This window comes from Commensalibacter papalotli (ex Servin-Garciduenas et al. 2014) (assembly GCF_000527695.1).
GTDB classification, from domain to species: Bacteria; Pseudomonadota; Alphaproteobacteria; order Acetobacterales; family Acetobacteraceae; genus Commensalibacter; species Commensalibacter papalotli.
Genome location: NZ_ATSX01000001.1, coordinates 692,116 through 718,159 on the forward strand (window position 1 = coordinate 692,116; position 26,044 = coordinate 718,159).

21 protein-coding genes are annotated in these 26,044 nt (G+C 35.3%); 17 read left to right on the plus strand and 4 right to left on the minus strand.

Annotated elements, in window-relative coordinates; genetic code table 11:
* Window positions 1-27: 27 nt before the first annotated feature.
* Window positions 28-1,491: an amino acid permease gene (locus COMX_RS03105; RefSeq protein WP_034336856.1), complete on the minus strand. Its 1,464-nt coding sequence runs from the start codon at window positions 1,489-1,491 to the stop codon at window positions 28-30.
* A gap of 179 nt (window positions 1,492-1,670) precedes the next feature.
* On the opposite strand from COMX_RS03105, the gene glyA reads away from it, so the two are divergent.
* The 6 genes from glyA to COMX_RS03135 all read left to right on the plus strand — a co-directional run bounded on the left by glyA (window position 1,671) and on the right by COMX_RS03135 (window position 8,591).
* Window positions 1,671-2,960, plus strand: coding sequence for a serine hydroxymethyltransferase (gene glyA / locus COMX_RS03110; protein WP_034336859.1), 1,290 nt, complete (start codon window positions 1,671-1,673; stop codon window positions 2,958-2,960).
* A 57-nt stretch (window positions 2,961-3,017) separates the two neighbouring features.
* Window positions 3,018-4,220 (plus strand): glycosyltransferase family 4 protein, encoded by a 1,203-nt coding sequence (locus COMX_RS03115; protein ID WP_051461824.1) that lies wholly within the window; start codon window positions 3,018-3,020, stop codon window positions 4,218-4,220.
* The gene (locus COMX_RS03120; protein WP_034336864.1) at window positions 4,217-5,323 is read left to right on the plus strand and encodes a glycosyltransferase; all 1,107 of its coding nucleotides are present in this window, start codon (window positions 4,217-4,219) and stop codon (window positions 5,321-5,323) included. Before COMX_RS03115 ends, COMX_RS03120 begins: the two co-directional genes overlap by 4 nt.
* Before the next feature lie 12 nt (window positions 5,324-5,335).
* Entirely contained in the window at window positions 5,336-6,262 is a 927-nt protein-coding gene (locus COMX_RS03125; RefSeq protein ID WP_034336866.1) for a mitochondrial fission ELM1 family protein, read from the plus strand.
* A 167-nt stretch (window positions 6,263-6,429) separates the two neighbouring features.
* Window positions 6,430-7,632, plus strand: coding sequence for an NO-inducible flavohemoprotein (hmpA, locus tag COMX_RS03130; protein WP_034336869.1), 1,203 nt, complete (start codon window positions 6,430-6,432; stop codon window positions 7,630-7,632).
* Between the two features lie 140 nt (window positions 7,633-7,772).
* A complete protein-coding gene (locus tag COMX_RS03135) occupies window positions 7,773-8,591 on the plus strand; it encodes a DUF3108 domain-containing protein (RefSeq protein WP_034336872.1) in 819 nt (272 codons plus the stop codon).
* A 14-nt stretch (window positions 8,592-8,605) separates the two neighbouring features.
* Here the strand turns inward: COMX_RS03135 and COMX_RS03140 are convergent, their stop codons facing one another.
* The 3 genes from COMX_RS03140 to COMX_RS03150 all read right to left on the minus strand — a co-directional run bounded on the left by COMX_RS03140 (window position 8,606) and on the right by COMX_RS03150 (window position 11,960).
* Window positions 8,606-9,850 (minus strand): chloride channel protein, encoded by a 1,245-nt coding sequence (locus tag COMX_RS03140; RefSeq protein WP_034336875.1) that lies wholly within the window; start codon window positions 9,848-9,850, stop codon window positions 8,606-8,608.
* Window positions 9,851-9,925: 75 nt separating this feature from the next.
* Complete coding sequence (locus COMX_RS10570) at window positions 9,926-11,248, minus strand: hypothetical protein (RefSeq protein WP_051461825.1); 1,323 nt, start codon at window positions 11,246-11,248, stop codon at window positions 9,926-9,928.
* A gap of 31 nt (window positions 11,249-11,279) precedes the next feature.
* A complete protein-coding gene (locus COMX_RS03150) occupies window positions 11,280-11,960 on the minus strand; it encodes an HAD family hydrolase (RefSeq protein WP_034336878.1) in 681 nt (226 codons plus the stop codon).
* A gap of 74 nt (window positions 11,961-12,034) precedes the next feature.
* Between COMX_RS03150 and glmU the strand changes: the two genes are divergently transcribed.
* The 11 genes from glmU (at window position 12,035) to COMX_RS03205 (ending at window position 26,040) form a co-directional block, all read left to right on the plus strand.
* On the plus strand, window positions 12,035-13,345 hold the full coding sequence (gene glmU, locus COMX_RS03155) for a bifunctional UDP-N-acetylglucosamine diphosphorylase/glucosamine-1-phosphate N-acetyltransferase GlmU (RefSeq protein ID WP_034336880.1): 1,311 nt from the start codon (window positions 12,035-12,037) through the stop codon (window positions 13,343-13,345).
* Window positions 13,346-13,374: 29 nt separating this feature from the next.
* A complete protein-coding gene (glmS, locus tag COMX_RS03160) occupies window positions 13,375-15,198 on the plus strand; it encodes a glutamine--fructose-6-phosphate transaminase (isomerizing) (protein WP_034336884.1) in 1,824 nt (607 codons plus the stop codon).
* A gap of 317 nt (window positions 15,199-15,515) precedes the next feature.
* Complete coding sequence (locus COMX_RS03165; RefSeq protein WP_051461826.1) at window positions 15,516-16,949, plus strand: glycoside hydrolase family 1 protein; 1,434 nt, start codon at window positions 15,516-15,518, stop codon at window positions 16,947-16,949.
* Between the two features lie 255 nt (window positions 16,950-17,204).
* Entirely contained in the window at window positions 17,205-18,482 is a 1,278-nt protein-coding gene (locus COMX_RS03170) for an HAAAP family serine/threonine permease (protein WP_034336888.1), read from the plus strand.
* Between the two features lie 162 nt (window positions 18,483-18,644).
* Complete coding sequence (locus COMX_RS03175) at window positions 18,645-20,012, plus strand: L-serine ammonia-lyase (RefSeq protein WP_034336891.1); 1,368 nt, start codon at window positions 18,645-18,647, stop codon at window positions 20,010-20,012.
* Between the two features lie 166 nt (window positions 20,013-20,178).
* Window positions 20,179-20,625 carry a cyanase gene (gene cynS, locus COMX_RS03180; RefSeq protein WP_034336894.1) on the plus strand — a complete coding sequence of 149 codons (447 nt, stop codon included), beginning with the start codon at window positions 20,179-20,181 and terminating at the stop codon, window positions 20,623-20,625.
* A 360-nt stretch (window positions 20,626-20,985) separates the two neighbouring features.
* Window positions 20,986-22,017, plus strand: coding sequence for a hemin-degrading factor (locus COMX_RS03185; RefSeq protein ID WP_034336896.1), 1,032 nt, complete (start codon window positions 20,986-20,988; stop codon window positions 22,015-22,017).
* Window positions 22,014-22,850 carry a heme/hemin ABC transporter substrate-binding protein gene (locus tag COMX_RS03190; protein ID WP_034336899.1) on the plus strand — a complete coding sequence of 279 codons (837 nt, stop codon included), beginning with the start codon at window positions 22,014-22,016 and terminating at the stop codon, window positions 22,848-22,850. Before COMX_RS03185 ends, COMX_RS03190 begins: the two co-directional genes overlap by 4 nt.
* The gene (locus tag COMX_RS03195) at window positions 22,843-23,841 is read left to right on the plus strand and encodes a FecCD family ABC transporter permease (protein WP_034336901.1); all 999 of its coding nucleotides are present in this window, start codon (window positions 22,843-22,845) and stop codon (window positions 23,839-23,841) included. The genes COMX_RS03190 and COMX_RS03195 overlap by 8 nt, the downstream gene beginning before the upstream one ends.
* Complete coding sequence (locus COMX_RS03200) at window positions 23,838-24,620, plus strand: heme ABC transporter ATP-binding protein (protein WP_051461827.1); 783 nt, start codon at window positions 23,838-23,840, stop codon at window positions 24,618-24,620. The genes COMX_RS03195 and COMX_RS03200 overlap by 4 nt, the downstream gene beginning before the upstream one ends.
* Window positions 24,621-24,768: 148 nt before the next feature.
* Window positions 24,769-26,040 (plus strand): aromatic amino acid transport family protein, encoded by a 1,272-nt coding sequence (locus COMX_RS03205; protein ID WP_034336903.1) that lies wholly within the window; start codon window positions 24,769-24,771, stop codon window positions 26,038-26,040.
* The last annotated feature ends 4 nt before the right edge of the window (window positions 26,041-26,044 follow it).

Here is a 26,044-nt window from a genome sequence, read left to right on the forward strand (position 1 = left end):
TATATCCTTTAACTTTAATTTTTATAATTATATATTTTCAAGTTTTTTATTTAGCTTGCTATGCCAGTATCCATAACTGAAATAAATGATTAACCCAATTGTTAACCAAATAGACATCATAGTCCACGTTAATCCATTTAACGAATACATGAGTACTAAACTTGTTATAACTCCAATTGCAGGAATAATATCGCCACCAGGAGCTTTAAATGTTCTGGGATAATCTTTATAAGTTCTTCGTAAAATTATGACCCCAGAGCACACAAAAACAAAGGCAAATAAGGCACCAATGGAACACATATTTCCCAAAATATCCATCGGCAAAAAGGCACATAGAAAACAAATCATTATCATAAAGAAAATATGGGAATAACAAGGGGTTTTATATTTTGGATGCGTTTTTGAAAAAAATGTAGGAATAAGGCCATCTCTTGCCAATGAATAAAACACACGCGTTTGTCCAATAAGTAAAAGGAACAAGATAGGAATATATCCAAATAAAATACTGAATTTAACAACAGGTTGTAACCATACATAAGGTGTATGGTTAATCGCAGTTGCAACAGGGGCAGCATCCCCAACCAAATCTTTATAGTAAACGAGGCCAACAATAACAAAAGCAAACAAAACGTAAATAATTGCACAGGTTGCAATAATAATTAAAATTGCTTTAGGAATATTTTTTGCAGGGTCTTTAACTTCTTGTGCTGTCGAAGAGACACTGTCAAAACCAATATAAGCAAAAATAACCATACCAGCGGCTTGTAAAATTCCAGAGTAACCAAAATGGCCAAATTGATTTTCAACATTTTCTGGGATAAAAGGGACAAAGTTACTGGCATGAATATAAGGCAAACCAAACGCAATTAATGCGATTACAACGAATATTTTTATAAACACAACTATATTATTTAACGTTAACGATTCTCTTATACCTTTCATTAATACAAATGAAAGAATGATAACAATAACCATAGATGGCAGATTTATTATACCATGCGTAACAGTGCCATCAGCCAACTTAATCGTTTCAAAAGGAGATGCTATATAACGTTGATCAGGATGAATACCAAATCCTTCGAGTAGGGATAACATATATTTGGACCAACTGACGGCTACGGCACCTGCGCCAACGGCATATTCTAATACCAGATTCCATCCTACCATCCAGGCAATAATCTCACCATAAGCTATATAGGTATAACTGTAGGAGCTGCCTGATACTGTTATCATTCCAGCTAGTTCACTATAACATAACCCTATAAAAGCACAGGCAATAGCACCAATAAAAAAGGATAAAATTACCGCTGGTCCTGCATGTTCAGAAGCTGCAATTCCTGTGATAGAGAATAAACCTGTTCCTACAATTCCACCAACTCCAAAGAAAATAAGACTGGGCATACCAATAACGCGTGCTAGACTATTGTGATCAGCAGAAGGTGACTCTATTTTTTTCTTTCTGAATAAAGAGACAAAACCTAATTTTCCCATATGCATATTTTCCTTTAAAGAGGGGAAGGCATCAAATTCTTTTATTTAAAATAAAAAAAGCAAAGATTAAAATTCTTTTTTTTATAATTTTGATGTTTAAAAAATTAAGAATATAATTTATTTATATAGATAGACGAAATTTAATTAAACCCTTTAGTCTTAATAGCAGGAATTTGTTAATGCCCGATACAAAAAATTATAATCAGTTTTTTAATTCTGATTTATCTAGCACGGACCCAGAAGTAAGCCAGTTTATTCATGGTGAACTTGTTCGCCAACAAGACGGTATCGAGTTGATCGCTAGTGAGAATCTTGTCTCTCAAGCAGTTTTAGAAGCTCAAGGAAGTGTTTTAACCAATAAATATGCTGAAGGGTACTCTGGACGTCGTTATTATGGTGGATGTGTCGAAGTTGATAAAGTAGAAACACTTGCTATTGAACGATTAAAGAAAATTTTTGGTGCAGAATATGCTAACGTACAGCCTCACTCAGGCGCAAATGCAAATTTAGCAGCTTATATGGCGACCGTAAAGCCTGGTGAAAAAGTATTGGGAATGAACCTGGCTTCTGGTGGGCATTTAACTCATGGGGCAGCTCCTAATTTCTCTGGGAAATGGTTCAATGCTTTGCAATATGGTATTCGCCGTCAGGATGGATATCTTGATTACGATGAGATGGAAGCAATTGCACGTGCAGAAAAACCAAAATTAATTATTGCTGGAGGGTCTGCATATCCTCGTATCATCGAATTTGAACGATTCCGCAAAATTGCAGATGAAGTTGGTGCATATCTGATGGTTGATATGGCTCATTTTGCGGGCTTAGTGGCTGCAGGATTATTTCCAAATCCAGTGCCTTATGCTGATATCGTGACCAGTACAACTCATAAAACTTTACGCGGACCACGTGGAGGGATTATCCTTACAAATAATCCTGATCTTGCTAAAAAAATTAATTCAGCTGTATTTCCTGGATTGCAAGGTGGTCCATTAATGCATGTCATTGCTGCCAAAGCGGTTGCTTTTGGTGAAGCATTACGTCCAGAATTCAAAGAATATCAAAAGTCTGTTGCTAAAAATGCAAAAGTTTTAGCTGAAACTTTAATTGAATGTGGTTTTGATATTGTAACCGAAGGTACTGATTGTCACTTATTATTAGTTGATCTTCGTCCTAAAAAAGTAACAGGGAAACAAGCAGAAGAAAGCCTCGAAAGAGCAGGGATTACCACCAATAAAAACGCTATTCCATTTGATCCAGAAAAACCTGCTATTACTTCTGGTATTCGTCTTGGAAGTCCTGCTGGAACGTCTCGTGGGTTTGGAGAAGTTGAATTCCGTGAGATTGGCTTATTAATTAACGAAGTACTTACCGCTTTGGCTGATGCTTCAGATGGAGATAACAGTAAAATAGAACAAGAAGTGCATAAAAAAGTTGTTGCACTTTGTAATCGTTTTCCTATATATAAATAGTTTGTTTTATTAGACGGAGTATGACTGCTGATTAAGCCATTACATCAGTTATGGCGTATGTTCCCTCCATCTAGTCGCCGCTATGGTTTGGCTAGGTTTGGGGGGTGTATAGCTCCGTCAATAACACCATCCCCACCAGTTGATTCAGTAGTTATCATTGGTGGTGAGGTTACTCGTGCTTCTGGGCTTGGAGAAGGTGCACGGGTTATGCATCAGGCTTTAAAAAAGCATCACATTGACGCTCATTTACTTGATGTTTCACCTTATTCATTTTCAATGGCACGATATAAAAAATCTGCTCAATTATTATCAAAATATTTACATGCTCCATTGATCTTACATATTAATTCTCCTCAAATTCCCTATGCGTTGCTTTCGTTACCCAGAAAATATATTAAAAATCGAAAAATTATTGGTTATTGGGCTTGGGAACTTGAAGTATTACCAAAAGACTGGATAGTGGGCTTTCAGTTTGTTCATGAAATTTGGGTGCCTTCGAAATTTGTCGCAAAGTCTATGGAGAAATGGGCTAAGCAATTTAATAAAATAATTCGAGTGGTTCCTCATCCTATTGCTGATCGTATTACATATCCAGTAGAAAATATTAGTCGTCAGGCGTTAGGTTTGCCAGAAAACAAAATTATTATTTTAGTTTCTTTTAATTTATCATCAAGTTTTGCCAGAAAAAACCCTATTGGAGCAATTTCAGCATTCCTTAAAGTATATGAGCATGTTAAAAACATAGCTCTAGTACTAAAAATTACCTATGCGGAATATTATCATGATGATATGGCGAAAATTATGAATATGATACAAGATCGTGATAATATTGTTGTTATTAAACATGTTTTATCAGCAGTTGAAAATCAAGCTTTATTTAAATATTCTGATATTATTTTATCGTTACATCGCAGTGAAGGGTTTGGGTTGGTACCCGCTGAAGCTATGTTGTGTGGTAAAGCTGTTATTTCTACAAATTGGTCTGCAACAGAAGAATTTATTGATGAATCTTGTGGAGTTCCTGTTGATTATAGATTAATCCCTGTGCAAGATTCACGAAGTGTATATCAGTTTTCGAATGCATATTGGGCAGAGCCTGATTGTGGTATTGCTGCACAAGCGATACAAAATTTGGTCTTAAATCCGCATTATCGTTTTGAATTAGGTAAAGTTGCATGTAAAAGAGCTAAAGAGCAATTTAATTCACAGTCTTTGATAAAGGGGTTATCCGCCATAGGTGCGGTAATTAATAAAGGATGAAAAAACCTCTTAATATGTTGATATGGCAATGGGGACGTCGCGGTGCTGGGCCTAAGACTGCTGTTGAATTTTCTAAAGCAGTTACGTCAATTCCTGGTATTAACACATATTTATCTTTATCAACCCAAGCTGAAATTGTTATAAAAGCTAATAATTTGGTTGTTGATTTACCTGTAAAAACATATTCTTCTATTTGGGGGTATATATGTCGTATTTTACAAGCCCCTTTAATAATTGCATCTTTGTTTAAATTTATTAAAATAAATAAAATTAATATAGCCATTTGTACCATGCCTGGGCCTATGGACTTAATTATGGCGATAACACTACGATTGTTACATATTCCGTACGTAGTTGTTGTACATGATGTTCACCCACATCCTGGGGATGGATATTTATTTCAGCATTTTTTACAAAAAATCTTGATTAAAAAATCAAGATTAACTGTTACTTTCTCAAAATATATTTATAAGCAATTACTTGCTGTTGATTACGTACCAACGTCTCAAATTATAGAGGGGTGGCATCCACCCTTTTCTTATAAAATAAACAATAGTCAACAAAGTGTGTCTGGAACAGAAATTAAGCTTCTGAATTTTGGACGTCTGTTATTGTATAAAGGATTGGACCTGTTAGAAGAAGCTTTGGATCATGTATCTAGTTCAAAAGCTTACCGCTTGCGTATTGTTGGTCATGGCCCCCAAAATCCTTTATTAGATCGATTAAATGCAAGAGATAACGTTTCAGTTGAAAATAGATGGGTGCCAGAGGAAGAGATTGCGGAGTTAATGCAATGGGCTGACGTTGTTATTTTGCCATATAGAGAAGCAAGCCAAAGCGGTATTGCAGCAACAGCATTGGCATTTGGTAAACCTATTTTAATTACTAATGTAGGCGGTTTAGCCGAGCAATTTAAAAAAGAAGATTTGGATCTAGTTTTTATTTGTGAGCCCACCATAAATGAAATTGCTAAAGGGTTAGATCAAATTTTACAGCTTAATTTTCCTATATCTCGCAAAAAGCACGACGCTGATCAAGAGTGGAAAGAGCTCGCAGAGCATCTGATTAATGAAATTACGAATAAACTCGATAAGTCACCATAAGGTCAAAAGATTATGGCAAAAGCAACTATTTTAACAGAAGATTTCGCAGGAATGAAATCTCAAGCTTTTGGTTTTGCGGAACGTGCAGGGTATCAAAAACAATTATGCAGTTTAACACCTAAAAGGCCTTGGAGTTTTATTTCAGCACCATATTGGCCTTTTCCATTAAAGTCGGTAAAGCCTTTTCATATAGAGCCAAGTGAAATTATAATTAGTGTAGGCAGTGTAGGTGGGGTTATTAATGCAGCGCTTCGCAATTCAGAGCGCCCAGCAATACATATTCAAAACCCTAGGATCTCGCCTAATAAATTTGATTTGGTAATTGTAAACCCTCATGATCGGCTTGAGGGGAAAAATATCCTTATTTCAAGAACGGCTTTGCACCATATTTCGCCGCAACTCTTGGCTGAAAGTAAGGATAAATGGGCTCCTTTTTTCAAAAATTATAAAAAACCTTTGGTTTCAGTATTAATAGGTGGAAACAATGGACGTTTTACTCTTGGGCTGAATGAAGCGAGGCAGATTGCTAATCAATTAGCAGCGTTGATTATAACAGAGAATGTTACTATTGCTTTGACGCCTTCGCGACGCACAGATCCTCAAGCTATTGATGTATTTAAAGCAATACTAACTCCATTAGGTGCTTTTATTTGGGATGGAATAGGTGAGAACCCTTATTTAGGGTTGCTAGCATGTGCTGATTTAATCTTGGTAACAATGGATAGTGTTTCTATGGTTTCAGAAGCTGTCGCAACTTCTGTTCCTGTAATGATCATATCATTACCAGGAAAATCTAAAAGAATTTCTTTGTTTATCCAGTCTATGCAGCAGCAAAAACGAGTCAAATTGTTTTATGGTCGTTTTGAAATTTGGAACACAGGACCTTTGGATGATACAGAAGTCATTGTTTACAAAGCAAAAAAAATATTAGGCTTATAAAAAAATACTTAAAGATGTACAAAATAGTTTACTTTTAATTTTAAAGATGTATATTTTTTATATCTTTAAAGGAAAAGAATGCTTCGAAGCTTTTCATAGTTATAATATTCAATAAGATGTACTTTATTTGCATTTTAGTTTCTATAGTTTGTTGAGAGGTTGTTTTTATGCTCACGGAAAACCAAAAATCTATTATAAAAGCCACAGTTCCAGTATTGGCTGAACATGGTGTTGCGTTGACATCCCATTTTTATGAAAGAATGTTTGCTCAAAATCCAGAATTAAAACAAGTATTTAATCGGGGTCATCAAGAGGCTGGTAAACAACAACATGCGTTAGCTGGTGCTGTATTGGCATATGCACAAAATATTGATAATCCAACCGTTTTACAAGGAGCCTTAGTTCATATTGCTAATAAACATGTAAGTTTAGGTATACGTGCAGAACATTACCCCATTGTTGGAAAACATTTACTGGCTTCAATTAAAGAGGTTTTAGGGGAAGGAGCAACAGACGAATTAATCGACGCTTGGGGCAAAGCTTACGAGCAACTTGCTAATTTATTAATTGAGATGGAAACAAAGCTTTATAATGATCTTGTTCAAGAAGGATCCTGGACTGGTTGGAGAAGCTTTAAAATTGTTAAGAAAATAGCTGAAACAGATCAGATTACTTCATTTTATTTAAAACCTGTTGATCATGGAAAGGTTCCTGAATTTCATCCCGGTCAATATATTTCTGTTCGTGTTTATGTTCCAGAATGGGATTTAATACAACCTCGTCAATATACATTATCTAATGCACCAGGTGCGGACGCTTATCGTATTTCTGTAAAACGTGAAGATGGTAATGCCTATAGTCCTGCAGGTCACGTATCCAATGTTTTACACAAAAATTACAACGAAGGGGATGTGATCGATTTGGCACCTCCTGGTGGAGAATTTTTCTTGGATGAAAAAAGTGATAAGCCAGTTTTTTTAATTAGCGCAGGCGTCGGTATTACTCCTATGGTTTCTATGCTTACTTACTTATCAGAACATCAAACTCAACGGCCAGTTTCATTTATTCATGGTACACGTAATAGTAAAACACTCGCAATGTATGATCAAATTAACGATATCATTCAAAAAAATGATCATATGAAAAGAATTATGTTTTACTCTGAACCAGAAGCTCAAGATGAACAATATGATTATATTGGCAGAGTAGATTTAAATACAGTCAAAGAGACGATTATTCCTGATGCTCAATATTATCTCTGTGGTCCAACAGAATTTATGCAAGAGCGAGCCAAAGATCTTAAAAATTTAGGGGTTCCTGCTAAAAATATTCATGCAGAGGCTTTTGATACAGGGGTATTAAACGTTTAAAGTTGTTCTCTTTTAAATATGGATAGAGTAATTTAATTTCTATCCATATTAATTATAAAATTTAAAAATAAACTAACCTATATAATGCCATAATTCTTTTATATTATTCTAAATTCCATCTTATGATTGAAGGTCTTTGAATGATACAGCGGTTTTTAAAAGTAATGAGTGTGGCATCTTTGTATAGCTTGACTTTATGCAGTGTGGTTTATGCACAAGAAGTATCTAGTGGTAAAAACCAATCTATAAGATTGGTTTATGATATCTATAATAAAGGCTTGCATGTTATTACAATGAAGGCAGATTATGAATTATCGGCAACAACTTATAAAGTGAAAGCAAACTTTGCCTCGGCAGGGATGGCTAGCCTTGTTTTTAGTTTAGATACGAATGCTACTGTTGATGGTGTTTTTAAAAATGGTCATGCTTTTCCTGGAACGTATCAATCCATAGGTAAAGATAAAAATGGTCAGTTCAAGCTAGTAATGAATTCAAATTATGGAACTAAAACTGACATAACAACACTTGAACCAGCACGTGGTGATGACAGGGACGCTTTAACTCCAGCACAACAAACACATAGCCTGGATATATTAAGTGCGATGGCTGATTTGATTTATCACGTTAGAACTACAGGAAAATGTGATAGTCAATTTAATTTATTGGATGGTTTACGCTCTTTTACTTTTCATAGTCAAAGCGTCGGGGAAAGCGAGATGCCCTCAACATGGACCAGCCCTTATAAAGGCAAAGCAATATTATGTAGAGCAACAGCTCAACAAGTGGGTGGTTTTAAAACACATTCTAAGAATCGTGTTTTGCTTTCGCAACAACAGCCAGGCTCAATATGGTTCAAGGATATTGAGGGTATTGGCTATTTGCCCGCTAGATTTGATTTTAAAAATCCTAAAATGGGAATTGTGACAGGCGTATTGAGAAAAATTCAAGTCACTAAGTGAATTTTAACAGATAGTTAAGCTATGTTGGTCAGCTTATTTTGAATAAAATAATAAGTTGGTAAAGCGGTCGCAAAACATAAACAAATTGGATAAAAATAGGCAGGAGAAAAGCGAGATAACTCAATCATAAAGAGTGCTGAAGTTAATGGCATTTTTTGAGCTATTCCTAAAAAAACAGCTGCGGCAATAATTGCTGAACTGGACATTGGAATATTTGGTAAAGCTATGTTCCATAAACATGCTGTAATAAACCCCAGCGCTCCACCAAGCATCATACTGGGGGTAATACGTCCACCATAAGCTCCTGCAACCATTGCCAATAGAATAGCTGTCCACTTAGTAGAAAATAGTCCTATTGCATAATTTAAGCTAATATCAGAGGTAAAAGTAAGTTGATTTGCAGCCTTACCATTACCAAGGATTTCTGGAAATTTAATCGATAGAATACCAATCAACCCAAAAGCACCAATTGATATTAAAATCATAATTGGGTTTGATTTAGGTAATTTAGGTAGCCATTTAATGCTTTTATCAAATAAAAACACTGTTATACCAATGATGGGCCCCGCTATAACCGCCCAAAAGACCAAATATTCGTTAAATCTTAAATACTCTATGGGATATTGCACTAAGTCCCCAAGGCCAATACGCACTATAAAGACTGCTGTACTACAACAAATAAAAGCAGAGATAACCGAAGTAATGCTCCAACTGAGCAATAAGGTTTCCAAGGTAAAGACCATAGCAGCCAATGGCACATTATAAACGGCTGCCAACCCAGCACCCGAGGCACAAGCCAAGAGTATTTTTCGTTCTTCATCGGAAAAATGGCATATTCCTATCCATTGCGTAGCAAAAGTCGCTGTCATTTCTCGAGGGGCAACTTCGCGCCCCAAAGGTGATCCCATTGCTACGGTGATGATTTGCAATAAGGAGTGAAAAAAGGTTGTTAGGAAAGGAAGGTTTTTGTCTTTGTTTAGTACAGCCGTTTTAATATCAACCAAAGGTTGACCATATCGATGAATACAAAACCAACCAACCCCACCAATTAAACCACAAGCTAGCAAAGCCAATACACGTCTTAGCGGAGAAGCATCTTCAACCATCACTCGAAAAGGCATCATTGCATCAATCGGCGCATCAAAAGTAATATGTTGCAAGAAATGCATCAGCAACGTTAAGCCGATACCAACACACCCGCCTATGATTCCAATCAGAAACAAGGAAAAAATTGTTTTAAAGTTCAAATTATATGTCATTTGTCGTGTCTATGACTATGTGGGTCATTTGAAATAAATAAGTTCAAATACATAAATACAGAAAATTAATGGAGATTATAAGGGGGTTGATGAATTAATAATCACTTGCTCGGCCACCAGCTTGATTAATGGGATTTCTTTACTTAACTCTTCGCTGTCTTGATAGGGTTTATAACGTTCTTTGTCATTATCTTTACTATGCACCAAGGCATTGCGTGTTTTATAGATGCGTTGTGCCAGGTGAGTATAAAAATTTTGCTTATCTTTAAACGAAATTGTGGGGGCGTTACTAAATTTGATTTTATTTTGTTGATAATATTCAATTTGTTCAGATGTCAGTTTTTCTTGTAGCTCATCTATTTCAATAAATTTAGTTAGAACTAACTTTAATGATTCTAACTCATTTCCTTGCCCATTTTCCTTGCAATTTTTTATTTCTTTTTTTATAAAATTAATGATTTTATTTAACTCTTTATCATCTTTACTATCAAAATGAGGACTAGTTATTTTATTTTGGAATTGTTTTCGTAGATTTTGGTTAAAGACTTCATCTAGAAAATACTCTGCAATATGATAATAAGAAAGATATTGAGAAAAAGGTTCACGTGATGATAAAGCAAGGCGATAATAATCAAGAATATGTTTTTGATAAATACGTTTAGGTGGTTCAAGAGCACTTTTTAAAGTCCAATATTTATAATTTAACTTATTTGGATTAAGTAAAGAATCTGAAGTAAAATAATATTCACATCCAATATTGGATTTTAGCATTAATTGAAATATAGCAGATTCTGATAATTGTTTAAGTTCTTCAAGAGTTTTAGAATTTTCTGCCTCTATTTTAATAGTTATTGTAAAATAAAAACCTTTAAGCAAAGAATTGATATCGAGATTTTCAGGGGCATTATAAAAGTTAAACAAACTAAAGAATAAAAATACACTAATATCACGTGATTTGTTCTTTTCTTGAGCTTTATTATAAAGATCAAGCGTCATAAGACCGTATTTTTGTGAAGCGCGATCTATAGTTATTGTATATTTGTTATTTATGTTTATATTTTTTATAGTTATAGGAAATTTAGCATCGACCATAAAAGAATAAACATCAGGAAGAAAAATTGCTTCCTCTAAATATATATCAGAATATAGAGATAGCCTTTCATTATCATATTTGTAGCTTTTTAAATCACTATATAATTTCTCGAAATCAGAATAATTAACATTAATATTTCTATTACATTCTTTTAAAATATAAGAAAAATTAAATTCATATCCTTCAATTTTTGCTAGTATGGAGGAATTTTCTACATGTAAATTATGTAGCGTTAAATCCTGTTGAAGCCCTTCTTTAAATACTTTCCATAATTCTGCACAACTATATAATTTAATATTTTGCATAATCCCCTCCTACAAACCCTATTTCATTATATTACTTGATTATAATACTTTCTGCCAAATCAGGTAATTTTGAAATAGAATGTGCACTTCGCGTTGCTTGTTGGCCTAACACAGGTTTTCCATACCCCCATGCTGCGAAAATACTCCCTGCAATTTTGGCATTTTTAGCGACGAGGATATCGTTGATATGATCCCCAACCATTACTGTTTTTGCAGGATCTGCGTTAAGCATTTTCATGATGCCTTCTAAATGGCATGCATTGGGTTTTTTATCAGCGAATAAATCCCCACCACCTACAGCATCGAAAAAATGATCAATCTTGAGTTGAACTAAGATTTGTTCGGCAGCTTTGGTGATTTTGTTTGTGCAAAGGGCAATTTTCCAGCCACGTTTTTTAAATTCTTCCATAGCCTGCACTGCACCGTCAAAAGGTTTGGAATATTCAGTAGAGTGATCCATGTAATAGGCAATAAAATGATCCATGGCTTCTTCAAAATTAATCGCTGAAGCTTTGTCTCCAGCAAAGGCAAACAATCTTTCAACCAACACCCTCATACCATCACCAATCATTAAACGCACATCTTGGTCTGTGACTGAGGGAAGGTCATATTCTTTCATCAAGAAACGTGCACTGTTGGCTAAATCAGGTAAGCTGTCGATTAGAGTACCGTCCATGTCGAACACAATTACGGGATTGGAAATATAAGACATTATTTTTCCCTTTCTAAAGTTATAAAATTGGTTATAAATATAAAGATATTACGAATTTATTATTATGGCGAGTTATGAGTAAATCCACAAATATTTTACAAGAATCTGTTGCGGTTATTTTAGCCGCAGGCATGGGAACCCGTATGAGGTCTTCTAAACCCAAGGCTATGCATCCTTTGGCTGGAAAACCAATGCTGCGTTATCTGTTGGATAATGTGGAGAAAATATTTGATAAAGTAGTTGTTGTCATTGGTCCTGAGATGGATGAAGTGGCAGCTCTTGCAGCCCCTCATCAGGTTGTGGTGCAAAAGGATCGATTGGGTACTGCTCATGCGGCAATGCAAGCCGAACCTTATTTTGGCAAAGGCACTGTCACTATTCTTTATGCGGATAATCCACTAGTTAGTCAAAAAACGTTACGAAATATACTGGAATGTCAACAACAGCATGGGGTTGACATGGTTTTAATGGCTATGGAATGTGTTGATCCTAAATCTTATGGTCGTGTGATTGAAAAAAATGGTTGGGTTCGACGTATAGTTGAAACTGCTGATGCTACTGAAAAAGAAAAGAAAAATCATCTTTGTAATGCAGGTGTTTTGTGCGCAAAAGTTAAATCCTTCAAATATTGGCTGCATCAAATAGAGAATAAAAATAGTAAGCGAGAATATTATCTTGTAGATGCTGTTGCTGTTGCTGTGCAAGAGGGTCGGCGTATCAAAGCACTTCGCGCATCAGAGGATGAATTAAGTGGGATTAATTCTAAATCCGAGCTAGCCATCGCAGAACATATCGTCCAAAAGAAACTGCGAAAAAAAGCAATGGATAATGGCGTAACAATGATTGCTCCTGAAACAGTATTTTTGTCAGCAGATACGGTTTTGGATGAGGATGTTATAATCTATCCACATGTGGTGATTGGTCCTAATGTTCATGTACATTCAGGGGTTGAAATTCGTTCTTTTAGTCATTTAGAAGGATGTGAGGTAAAAAAGGGGGCAATCATTGGCCCTTATGCCCGATTGCGTCCTGCGGCTGTGATTGGACAAGATGCCCATGTGGGTAATTTTGTAGAATTAAAAGCAACGATACTAGGTGAGGGTGCTAAGGTTAATCATTTAACCTATCTTGGCGATACCGAAGTCGGTCGTAAAACGAATATAGGCGCAGGAACGATTACATGTAATTATGATGGCGTGCACAAGCACAAAACGATTATTGGTGAAGAAGCCTTTATTGGATCGGATACGATTTTAGTGGCACCTGTAGAAATTGGTAATAAAAGTTTAATTGCCGCGGGCAGTGTTATCACCGAAGATGTACCAGAGAATACCTTGGCTTTTGGCAGAGCGCGCCAAGTCAATAAAAACAAAACGGCGAAATAGAGCGTCAAGAAAACTAGGAGATTAAATCTATGTGTGGAATTGTTGGGATTTTAGGAAAACAGCCCGCCGTACCTACCATTATCGAAGCTCTGCGTCGTTTAGAATATCGGGGATATGATTCCGCTGGAGTTGCAACCATTGAAAATGGCCATATCGGCAGAAGAAGAGCCTCAGGAAAGCTTGATAATCTTGTAAAGCGTGTGGATGGTGAACCTTTACCTGGTCTTACTGGGATTGGACATACACGCTGGGCAACTCATGGTGCACCGACGGAAAATAATGCGCATCCTCATGCAACTGAAAATGTTGCCGTTGTTCATAATGGAATCATTGAAAACCATGAAGAGTTAAAGCAAGAGCTGATTGAACTTGGTCAGGTTTTTAATAGTGAAACTGACAGTGAAACCATTGTTCAGATGGTTGATTATCATTTGAAACAAGGAAAAACACCCAAAGAAGCAGCATATGCAACATTGCAAAGACTTGAGGGGGCATATGCAATTGCAATGATTTTTGCATCTGACGAAAATATCATGATTGGTGCCCGACATGGTGCCCCTTTGGTAGTCGGTTTTGGTGAAGATGAAATGTATTTGGGTTCTGACAGTTTGGCGGTAGCCCCCATGACCCGCAAAATCGCTTATATGCCTGATGGTGTGTGGACAGTTTTGTCTCATAAAGGTGCTGAATTTTTTGATATGGATGGTTCGACTGTGGAATGTCCTGTACAAACCACAGCATTGATGGCAGGCGCTATTGGTAAAGATGGCTATCGTCATTATATGGAAAAAGAACTCCATGAGCATCCAGTTGTCATTGGTCAAACCTTGCGTCGCTTTGTTAATCCTGTCACGCATAAAATAGAACTTCCAGAGTTGCCGTTTGATATTAAAAACCTTAAACGTGGTATTATTACCGCATGTGGTTCAGCATTTTATGCTGGGGTTATTGGGCGTTATTGGTTAGAAGAAATTGCACGCCTGCCTATTGACTTGGATGTTGCTAGTGAAATGCGTTATCGCAATCCTCCTTTTGATCAAGGGGGTATGGGATTATTAGTTTCACAATCTGGAGAAACTGCTGATACACTTGCAGCACTTCGTGCTTTAAAACAAGCAGGGCAAAAAATCATTTCTGTGTTAAATAACGAACATAGCTCCATGGCTCGTGAGAGTGACGTGGTGTTAGGAATGGATGCTGGGGTTGAAATTGCGGTTGCTTCGACAAAAGCGTTTACAGCGCAATTAACGGTGCTTGCGTGTTTAACTTTGGTAATGGGGCAAGAACGCGGGACAATTTCTTCTGAATATGCAGATGAATGTTTAACCGCTTTATTAGATTTGCCTAGCCGCGTGGCAGAAATCTTGCAAATGCAAGAACAAATCCAAAAAATGGCGCACATTATTTCTCAGGTTCAAAGTGTTATTTATTTAGGCCGTGGGATTATGTTCCCCGTAGCGATGGAAGGCGCTTTAAAACTTAAAGAAATCTCTTATATTCATGCCGATGCATATGCTGCTGGGGAGATGAAACATGGGCCTATTGCGTTAATTGATAATACCGTGCCTGTCATTTCTCTTTTACCATCAGGGCCTTTATTTGAAAAAACTTTGTCGAACTTGCAAGAAGCTAAAGCCAGAGGTGGACGTATTTTGATATTTACTGACGCCAAAGGTGCTGAGCGGGTAAAAAATATTGCAGAGCAAATCGTTGTGCTTCCTACAGTGCATTCTTTTGTTACACCGCCGCTTTACACGGTTCCTGTGCAAATGTTGGCTTATGAAGCTGCTTTACTCAAAGGAACGGATGTAGATCAACCCAGAAATTTGGCTAAGTCAGTAACTGTCGAATAAACAGAGTTATTTACAAATTTTTTTAAATCCAGTTTGCTCATAGAGCTTACTGGATTTTTTTTTACTAATCTGAAAATAATTATTTCTTTATAGAGTATAGTTTTTTTTTAAAAGTAATAAAATAGTATATATAAATATATATTTTGATATTGGAATGAATTAGTATTTATTTAATATAAAAAAAGGTATATAATATTAAATATAAAGAATTATAAGTATATATTTCTTTATATTATCAATTATTATTATATTTAATAAATTTTTAATCAAATTATATTTAATTATACTTTGATTTTTTTACAAAAAAGGTAATTAAAATGGAAAATCAATTTAATACAAATATTTATCAAAATAGATGTTCCACTAATTCAAATTTCAAAATCAAAAAAGGGTTTTTATGGGGAGCCGCTTCAGCAGCTTACCAAGTTGAAGGTTGTGTCAACGAAGAAGGTCGTGGCAAATCTATTTGGGACTATTATTTAAATGAAAAACAACTGGGTGGACTGGGTGTAACGGGTGATGTTTCTATTAATTTTTATGATAGAAATCAATATCTTGAGGATATTCAACTGTTAAAGAAAGTTAAAATCAATTGCTATCGCTTTTCAATTTCATGGCCCCGTATTATTCCCGATGGTCTAGGGCCTGTTAATATGAAAGCAGTTGAACATTACCGCAGGTTTATTGCTGATTTAAAAGCAGCAGGTATTAGCTCTTTGGTTACATTATATCATTGGGATATGCCTCTGGCTCTTGCAAACAAAGGGGGCTGGGAGAACAGAGACTCTATTGATTGGTTTAATTATTATGCACAAATTATATTTACGCATTTCTCAGATTTGATACAGGATTTCGTCTTGATTAACGAACCTTCTGTTGAAGTTGCACAAAATATTCTTGCAAAACGTTATTTGGCAGGTAATTTTGACAATACTGCGTTACCAGTTATAGCGACTTCTGAAACTATGGAGGTTTCGCTTAAATCCTATAATCATATTTTGTTAGCCGCAGCAAAAGCTAAAGAATCTTTCCGTGCTGGTGGGTATAAAGGACGTTTAGGTATGGCTTTGCCTTTGAGTCCAATTCTTACGGATACAAATGCGAGTGCTGCTGATAAAGCTGATGCAAAAATTGCCGATGGTGTGCTTAATAGATGGTTTCTTGATGCGATTTATAAAGGTCAATATCCAGAAGATATTTTATCGCTGGTAAAAAGCATGAATATAGATATTGGAGTTCAAGCTGAAGATGCTAAAACTATTCAGAATGCGCAATTTGAATTTTTAGGTATCAATTTTTATGCACCTAACTATGTTCGTCATGGGAAAGGTCCTGGATATAATCCAGAAACCTTTATTCCAGTTGGGCAAGATGCAGCTTTTAATGGACCAGTTCGCCCTGATCAATTAACTGCACTATTAGATCGAATTCGTACGGAATATGGTAACCCCACAGTTCTTATTACAGAAAATGGTGCTGGTTTCCCGGGTGAAGACCAACTGATCAATGGTAAAGTAGAAGATACAAAACGTTCTAATTATATTCAGTTACATATTGAAGCAATGATATTATCCATGCAACGTGGTTCAAACATAGATGGATATATGGTTTGGTCAAGTCACGATAATTTAGAGTGGTTTAGTGGTTATAAATCAAGATTTGGTATGATTTATGTTGACTGGCAAACACAAAAACGCACTATAAAGCAAAGTGCTTACCTTTATAGTAACATAATCAAAGAAAAAAGATGATTAATTTAAAGTTTTTCATGCGAATTTTAAGCTAATTAATAAAACCTGTTATATTCATCATTAATGATATAGCAGGTTTTTTTTTACTATAATATTCAATCAATTTACCTGATAACCATAATTTACATATTGCACGAAGCTCAATATGTAAATTATAGTTTTAATTATATTAAATATAGATAAATTTTATTTGGTTCTTGCAGATTTCGAATTAAATATTAGAAAAATTCGTTCTTTAATTTTGAGTAATAAAATATGGAAAAAAACATTTCGAGTGAAATGCCCAAATGGCGTTCTTCTGACACTATTTGGATGCTCAGTCTTTATGGAACTGCGATTGGGGCAGGGGTATTGTTTTTACCTATCAATGCCGCAGCAGGGGGATTAATTCCTCTATTAGTTTTAGCTGTACTTGCCTTTCCGATGACTTATTACGCACATCGTGCACTATGTCGATTTGTGCTGTCTGGAACTGCATCTTTCAACGATGATATTACCAAAGTAGTCGAAGAGCAGTTTGGTAAAAAAATGGGTTTTCTTATCACTCTATTATACTTTTTAGCAATTTATCCTATTTTGCTTGTGTATAGTGTCAGTATTACAAATACCGTGATTAGCTTTATTGAAAATCAATTACATATGACGCCACCGTCAAGAATAATTATTTCTTTTATTTTAATTAGTTTTTTGATTTTAATTGTCCAATTTGGCGAAAATTTAATTGTTCGGGTAATGTCCACGTTGGTTTATCCATTTGTGGCCGTTTTAATGGTAATAGCTTTATATTTGATCCCACAATGGACGGGGGATATTTTTCAAAATGTGAGTTTATCTGGTGCTACTCAAGCAGGTGGTAAGGGACTTATAGTTACTTTATGGTTGATTATTCCTGTTGCGGTTTTCTCATTTAATCATTCACCAATTATATCCTCATTAGCTGTTGCAAAGCGTAAAGAATACGGGGAATTTGCTGAAAAAAAATGTTCAAAGATTATTCAATATAGTAATATTATGATGGTTGTTACTGTATTGTTTTTTGTATTTAGTTGTGCGCTTTGCTTAAGCCCTGCTAATTTAGAGCAAGCTAAAGCGGATAATATTTCTATTCTTTCCTATCTTGCCAATCATTTTCAAACACCATTCTTGGATTGGGTTGCACCCATTGTTGCTTTTGTTGCAATTTCTAAATCATTTTTAGGGCATTATCTTGGGGCTAGGGAAGGGTTTAACGGCGTTGTTCTAAAATCAATGCACTATTTTGGAATGAGTGCAAAGGAGAAGACATTAAACAAATTTGCTTTGATTTTTATGTTTGTTACAGCATGGATTATCGCTACATTAAATCCTAGCATTTTAGGAATGATTGAATCTATTGGCGGACCTGTATTGGCTATGATTTTATTCCTTATGCCGATGTATGCTATTCACACAATCCCTTCTTTGACAAAATATAGAGGTAAATTAAGCAATATCTTTATTGTTATTATGGGATGTATTGCTATTTCAGCAGCTGTCTATAACTTATTTATATAGAGCGAATTGCAAACAAAAGAATATTAGATAGATACTCATATCATAGATAAACTGTTTGAATTATTTTATATATTTTATGTGCTCTCGATAATTTATACATGTTTATACTATTATTTAAAAAATAAAATATTATTTTGTTTGCTAAAGTTGAAGGAAAATAAAATGAAAAGTGTTGTTGATATTTATAAGATCGGTATTGGGCCTTCTAGTTCGCATACAGTAGGCCCTATGATAGCAGCCAAACGTTTTATTGATTCTGTAATACAGCTTAATTTAATGAATAAAATAACAAGAATGAAAGTCGATTTGTATGGTTCACTCTCCTTAACAGGCAAAGGACATAAAACTGATATTGCTGTTATATTAGGATTGATGGGCGAGGAACCTGATAAAGTTGATATCGATCAAATTGAAATATATATTAATATAATCAAAAGTACACAAAAGCTTTCTATTTATCAGGGTAAATATGTAATCCCTTTTTCAATAGAAAATGATCTTATTTTCAACGAGCAATTTTTACCCTTACATGAAAATGCACTGACCATAACGGCTTTCAATAAACAAGAAATTCTTGAGCAACAAACATATTATTCTGTCGGAGGGGGAAGAATTGTTTCAGAGCAAGAATTCCATCATCCTGTTATTGATAATATGAATGTTCCATACCCTATAGATTCTGCTAAAACTTTACTCGGATATTGTGAAGAGCTTTCTTTGCCAATCTCAACAATAGTTATGAAAAATGAACTTGCTTATCGGAACAAAGAAGAAATTGAAAGCTATTTTGTTGGTGTTGGTAAGGTAATGCATAAAGCAATTGAACGCGGTCAAAAAACGGATGGATTATTGCCTGGCCCGATTAAAATATCTCGTCGCGCACCGTTGTTAAATCGTATTTTAATGGCACAAAATAAATGGTCAAATGATCTTATGGTTGGTTTAGATTGGATTAATATGTTTGCCTTGGCAGTCAGTGAAGAAAATGCTGCGGGTGGACGTGTGGTTACTGCGCCAACCAATGGAGCCTGTGGGATTATTCCTGCGGTATTAGAATATTATGATCGATTTGTTGAACCTTTAACGGATGAGATGTATGTTCGCTTTTTTTTAACCTCTGGTGTGATTGGAGGGTTATATCAACAAAATGCTTCTATCTCCGGGGCAGAGGTTGGTTGCCAAGGCGAGGTCGGGGTTGCTTGCTCTATGGCAGCGGCCGGATTAACAGAACTGATTGGGGGCAGTGCAGTTCAAGTTTGTATTGCTGCTGAAATCGCGATGGAACATCATTTGGGGTTAACATGTGATCCTGTTGCTGGACTGGTACAAGTCCCATGTATCGAAAGAAATGCTATTTCTGCTGTTAAGGCTGTTAATTCTGCCAGAATGGCAATGCGACGGACAACACACCCAGCCGTATCATTGGATAACATTATTGAAACGATGTATCAAACTGGTAAAGATATGAATGCCAAATATCGAGAAACCTCACAGGGTGGATTAGCAGTGACATTGGCTCCCTGTAATTAAAATCATAATAATTTTATTAGTATATTTGACTGGTTTATATTCTACTTTAGATGATGCAAATATAGCCAATGTATCTATATCAATAAGTTGTTTTTTTTTATATTATAAAAAAAATCTAATAAAAAGACCATAAATTATTTAACAAATCAGTAATATGGAAAATATGATGAGTAGTAGATTAGAAGTTACTGAAAAGATTATTACGAGTAAAGTAACACAAGGTCTAAAATGGACTGATATTGCCAAGAAGGTTGGTCGTAGCAAAGAGTGGGTTACGGCTGCATGTTTAGGCCAAATGACTTGTAATGAAAAGCAAGCTTCTGTTCTTGCAGATATTTTTAAATTAACTGAAGAAGAAAAAAAATGGTTGATGGTGGTTCCTTATAGAGGAAGTTTACCCACCATCATTCCTACAGATCCAACAATTTATCGTTTTTATGAATTGGTCAGCGTTTATGGCACGACTTTTAAAGAGCTGATACATGAAGAATTTGGTGATGGGATTATGAGCGCAATAGATTTTAAAATGGATTTAAAACGTGAAAATGATCCTAATGGCGATCGAGTAAATATTGTGATGAGCGGTAAATTTTTGCCTTATAAAGAATTCTAAGCCTCAATATAAACTGTTGAGAGATTTGGCTGAATCATATTTTTATGGTTCAGCTTTTTTTAGTTTAAAATAAATATTAACAGTTAAATATAATTAACGTATAAATGTTGATCAAATTATAATTATTCCAAGAGAGTATAATTATACAAAATACATCATCATTTTTTAATTAAGAAATAAAGTTGATAGTAAAACGAGCATCCGTAGAAAACCATAAATATTGATATGAGAGTTTAAATAGTTTGATTTAGAATATGATGTTAATAATTAATATCATTTGATATTGATAATCGTTCTTAGTTATGCTTATATAGGCCAAATTGAATATGAAACCTTATTACTGCATAGAGATAATTCATTATGAACGCATATTATCAACGTTATTTAACCTTAAAAGCCGAACATACGAATAAATTCGCACGTGACCTTGCTACAATGATAGGTATCAGTGAGGCAGAGCTTTGTTATGCACGTATTGGTGCCGATGCAAAACCGTTTAGCACAGATTTTGCTGCTTTGTTAAAAGAATTACATAAAGTCGGTGAAACCATGAATATTGTTCGTAATGAATATGCCGTTCATGAACAAGCTGGGCAATATGACAATGTAAAATTGGGAAATCATGGTGGGCTCGTTTTAAACCCACGTGCTTTGGATCAACGTCTTTTTGTCAGTAAATGGGTCAGTTCTTTTTATATCAAAGAAATGACAAAGCGAGGTGAAAAAGAAAGCATTCAGATTTTTGATGCTTATGGTGATGCCATTCTAAAAATTTATATGACCGATAATACAAATCGTCAGGAATGGGATGCTTTGGTTGCACAATTTGTAATGGAATCTTTGGATCAGTTCTTAGTTTCCCCACACGAGCATATTTCTGAAAACCTTCTATTTGATGCCAAGAAAATAGAAGAAGAATGGCGTGCGATGACAGACGTTCATCAGTTCTTTAACTTGTTAAATCGTCATAATGTCACCCGTCAACAAGCGTTTTCATCAGTCAGTGATACGCTAGCATGCCAAGTGGATAATAGTGCTTTATCAGAGATCCTTAATTTAGCTTTGAATGATGGTAATGAAATCATGATTTTCATTGGCAATCGTGGTTGTGTGCAAATCTTTACGGGTGTAATTGAAAAATTAATGCCGAAAGATAATTGGTTAAATATTTTTAATCCTAAATTCACGATGCATTTGATGGAAGATCAAATTGCAGAAACATGGGTTACGCGTAAACCAACCAAAGAAGGATATGTGACCAGCCTTGAACTATTTGCCAAAGATGGCACGCAAATTGCTCAGCTTTATGGACAAAGAACAGAAGGCGATTTAGAACAAGAAACTTGGCGTAATCAAATTGATGCGGTTGCTTTGAAAGCCAAAGTAGCATGAGACTTTCTTATTTATTTTATGCAACTCTATCGTTGGTGATGACATCTTTTTCAATACAAGCCAAAGAGCGTGTCATTTCTATTGGAGGTGATGTCACAGAGATTATATACGCTTTGGGCGCACAAGATGAACTGATTGGACGTGATACTACCAGTAATCAACCTAGTGCAGTAAAAGATATCAAAGATATCGGATATATGCGTCAATTGAATACAGAAGGTATTTTGTCGCTTAAACCAACGATGATTATTACCAGCGATTTGGCTCAACCTTCTGCAGTTCTAGAGCAAATTAAAAAAGTCGGTATTCCTGTGGTATATGTTTCTGGAAAACACTCCTTGGAGGTTATTCCTAAAAAAATTAATGTGATTTCTACGGCGTTGCATCGTGAAAAAGAAGCCAAACCATTGCTTGCAAAGGTGGAAAAAACTATTGAATCTATGCCCAAGAAGCAATTACCCTTACGCGTAATTTATATTATGGCACATACTGGGATTAATAACTTGGTTGCTGGGCGAGATACAGCAGCGGACGCTGCTATTCATGATGCAGGGCTGCAAAATGGGATGGGAAGTTCTTTGCATTATCAACCGATGTCTCAGGAAGGTATCATTGCAGCAGCTCCTGATATTATCATCACCGATAGTGATGCGATTAAAACCATTGGTGGGGCAGATAATCTATGGAAGTTACCTGGAATTGCTTTAACTCCAGCAGCCAAGAATCGCAATTTAATTATTATTGATCAAATGGCATTACTTGGGTTTGGATTACGCACCCCTCAAGCGATCAAAGATTTACGAATGAAGGCTGAAGCAGACGCTCATGGATAAACGATATTTTGTTTATCTGATGGTTTTATTATTGCTTTTAATCGGAGCAATAATAGGAGCAGCCAATATTGGTCCTGTACATCTTTCTTGGTCTTCTTTGTTTAATTTTGATCCTGAAGATATAGATCATCGTATTTGGATGAATATCCGTCTTCCTCGTATTTTATTAGCAGTGATTATTGGGGTTGCTTTGTCAATATCGGGAACAGTGATGCAGGGATTATTTCGTAATCCTCTGGCTGATCCTGGTTTGCTCGGGATTAGCAGTGGGGCTGGATTTGCTGTTGCTGTGGCATTGGTAATTCCAATGGCACTACCTCATTTTTTAACATTGTGGTTACCTGTGATTGCTGCATTTGTTGGTAGCTTATTAGTTACGATACTTATTTTTCAACTTAGTAATTTAACCAAAGGCAATCTTTCCAGTTTGTTACTCATTGGTATAGCTATTAATGCCTTGGGCGGCGCAGCTGTAGGAATTTTATCCTGGGTAAGCAATGATCAACAACTTCGTCAACTTTCCTTGTGGGGTATGGGAAGTTTGGGGCAAACAGAGTGGCCATTAATTTTTATTACACTTATTTTAATTATTCCAACTGTAATTATTATTCAATTCTATGCCCAGCGTCTGAATTTGTTACAACTAGGCGAAGAAGATGCACATTATTTGGGCCTTAATGTTCATAAAACACAAAAACAATTATTAATACTCAGTGCTTTATTGGTTGGAACGGCTGTTTCAGTGAGTGGGATTATTGGTTTTTTGGGTTTAGTAATTCCCAATGCTATGCGTTTAATCTTTGGAAATAATCATAAAATTTTGCTTCCGGCCTCGGCGTTAAGTGGAGCACTTTTATTACTCGTTGCTGATACCTTGGCTCGAATAATGGTACAGCCTGCTGAAATGCCTGTTGGCTTATTAACGAGTCTTTTGGGAGGACCATGGTTCTTTTGGTTAATTTTGAAAGAACAATGGAGACGTAGAGCATGATAAAGCACACTTTACATGGAAAAAATATTCACCTTGTTAAAAACAATCATAAGATTTTGTTTGATGTGTCTATTACCTTAACTCAAGGGGAATTAATTACCCTAATTGGTCCCAATGGTGCGGGGAAATCTTCTTTATTCAAAGTGTTGACGGGATATTATCCTTCAACGCAAGGAGAATGCTTTTTAAAAGGTAAACCTCTACACTTATGGCGTAAAAAAGATCTTGCTAAAGAACGTGCCGTGATGAAACAGCAGAGTATTATTCCGTTTTCACTTTCTGCACTGGATATTATCAAGTTAGGTCGATCTCCATGGGAAGAACCCATGAATAAAAATATCCTTGATCATGTTATTGAAATTACCCAATGCGTTCCACTAGTGCATAAAGATTATGCGTTTCTTTCTGGAGGTGAACAACAACGTATTCAGCTTGCAAGGGCGTTAATTCAGTTATGGAGAGAAGAGGGGCCATCAGGTTGGTTATTTTTAGATGAGCCTACCTCAGCACTCGATTTATATCATCAGCAACAAATGCTTCGTTTATTACGTAGTCTTGTTAAAAAATATTCTTTATCGGTTTGTATGGTGTTACATGATTTAAATCTTGCATCGCTTTGGTCAGATCAAATTTATTTACTTAATAAAGGTTCCATTGTTGCAAGTGGCAGTGTTACAGATGTCATTACCGAAGAAATTTTAATTAAATGGTATGGCGCAGATCTGAAAATTATTAAACATCAAGAGTATGAAAAACCTTATGTGATGCTTTGTCCTTGATATACCTGTCTTAATTATATGCCGTTGATAGATTATTTACTTATATTTCATTAAAATAGTTTTAATTCGATTTAATTTGAAATAATATTACAATGCGTTTTTTACAAACAAAATTTTATTTTATCATTAACAAAGTGACTATTTTAATATGGGACAAGATAATTCTGGCGAAATGCCAAAGTGGGGATCCTCTGATACCGTTTGGATGCTCAGTCTTTATGGTACAGCAATCGGCGCAGGTGTATTATTCTTGCCAATTAATGCTGCATCAGGAGGAATTATTCCCTTACTAGTATTGACCATACTTGCTTTTCCTATGACTTATTTATCACATAGGGCTTTATGTCGGTTTATTTTGGTTGGCAAAGGTGCTGATATCACAGTTGTAGTAGAAGAGCAGTTTGGTAAATATCTGGGATACCTCATCACCGTACTTTATTGTTTTGCTTTATATCCTATTTTGTTAATGTACAGTGTCAGCTTAACCAATACGATTGAAAGTTTTATTCAAAACCAGCTTCACATGATCCCACCATCCAGAGCACTTATAGCCTTTATTTTGGTTGGTTTTTTAATGATGATTGTGCAATGCGGTAAAATGCTAATCGTGAATATCATGTCAACATTAGTTTATCCTTTTATTGCTATCCTCATGATTATTTCTGTATGTCTTATTCCTCAGTGGACGGGTGAAATTTTTAAAAGTGTCAGCCTTTCTGGCGCCGTGCATCAAGGTGGCAATGGACTGTTATTGACATTATGGTTGTTAATTCCTGTTACTGTTTTTTCATTTAATCATTTTCCTATTATTTCATCTTTGGCTGTTGCAAAAACAGAAGAATATGGTGATAAAGCAGAAAAGAAATGTTCTAGTATTATTAAATACAGTAATATTTTAATGGTAGTAACAGTTTTATTTTTTGTGTTTAGCTGTTCTTTATGCCTTACTCCAGAAAATCTGCATGAAGCAAAAATACAAAATGTTTCAATTTTGTCTTATCTAGCCAATCATTTTCATACACCATTCCTTAGCTGGGTAGCCCCAATAGTAGCCTTTGTTGCTATGTGCAAATCATTTTTAGGGCATTATTTAGGTGCAAAAGAAGGAATTCATGGGGTTGTTATCAAAAGTTTTAAATTTGCAAATATAGATGTAAAACAAGGTAAATTCTTACAAATTTTTACAACGATTTTTATTTTTATTACAGCATGGCTGGTTTCAATATATAACCCTAATGTTTTAACTTTAATTGAATCCATCAGTGGCCCAGTATTTGCTATATTTCTTTTTTTAATGCCAATGTATGCTATTCATACTATTCCAGCACTGGCTAAATATAGAGGAAAAAAAAGCAATATATTTATAACAATTATTGGGTGTATAGCTGTATCTGCTGCAATTTATCAATTTTTTGTATGAGATT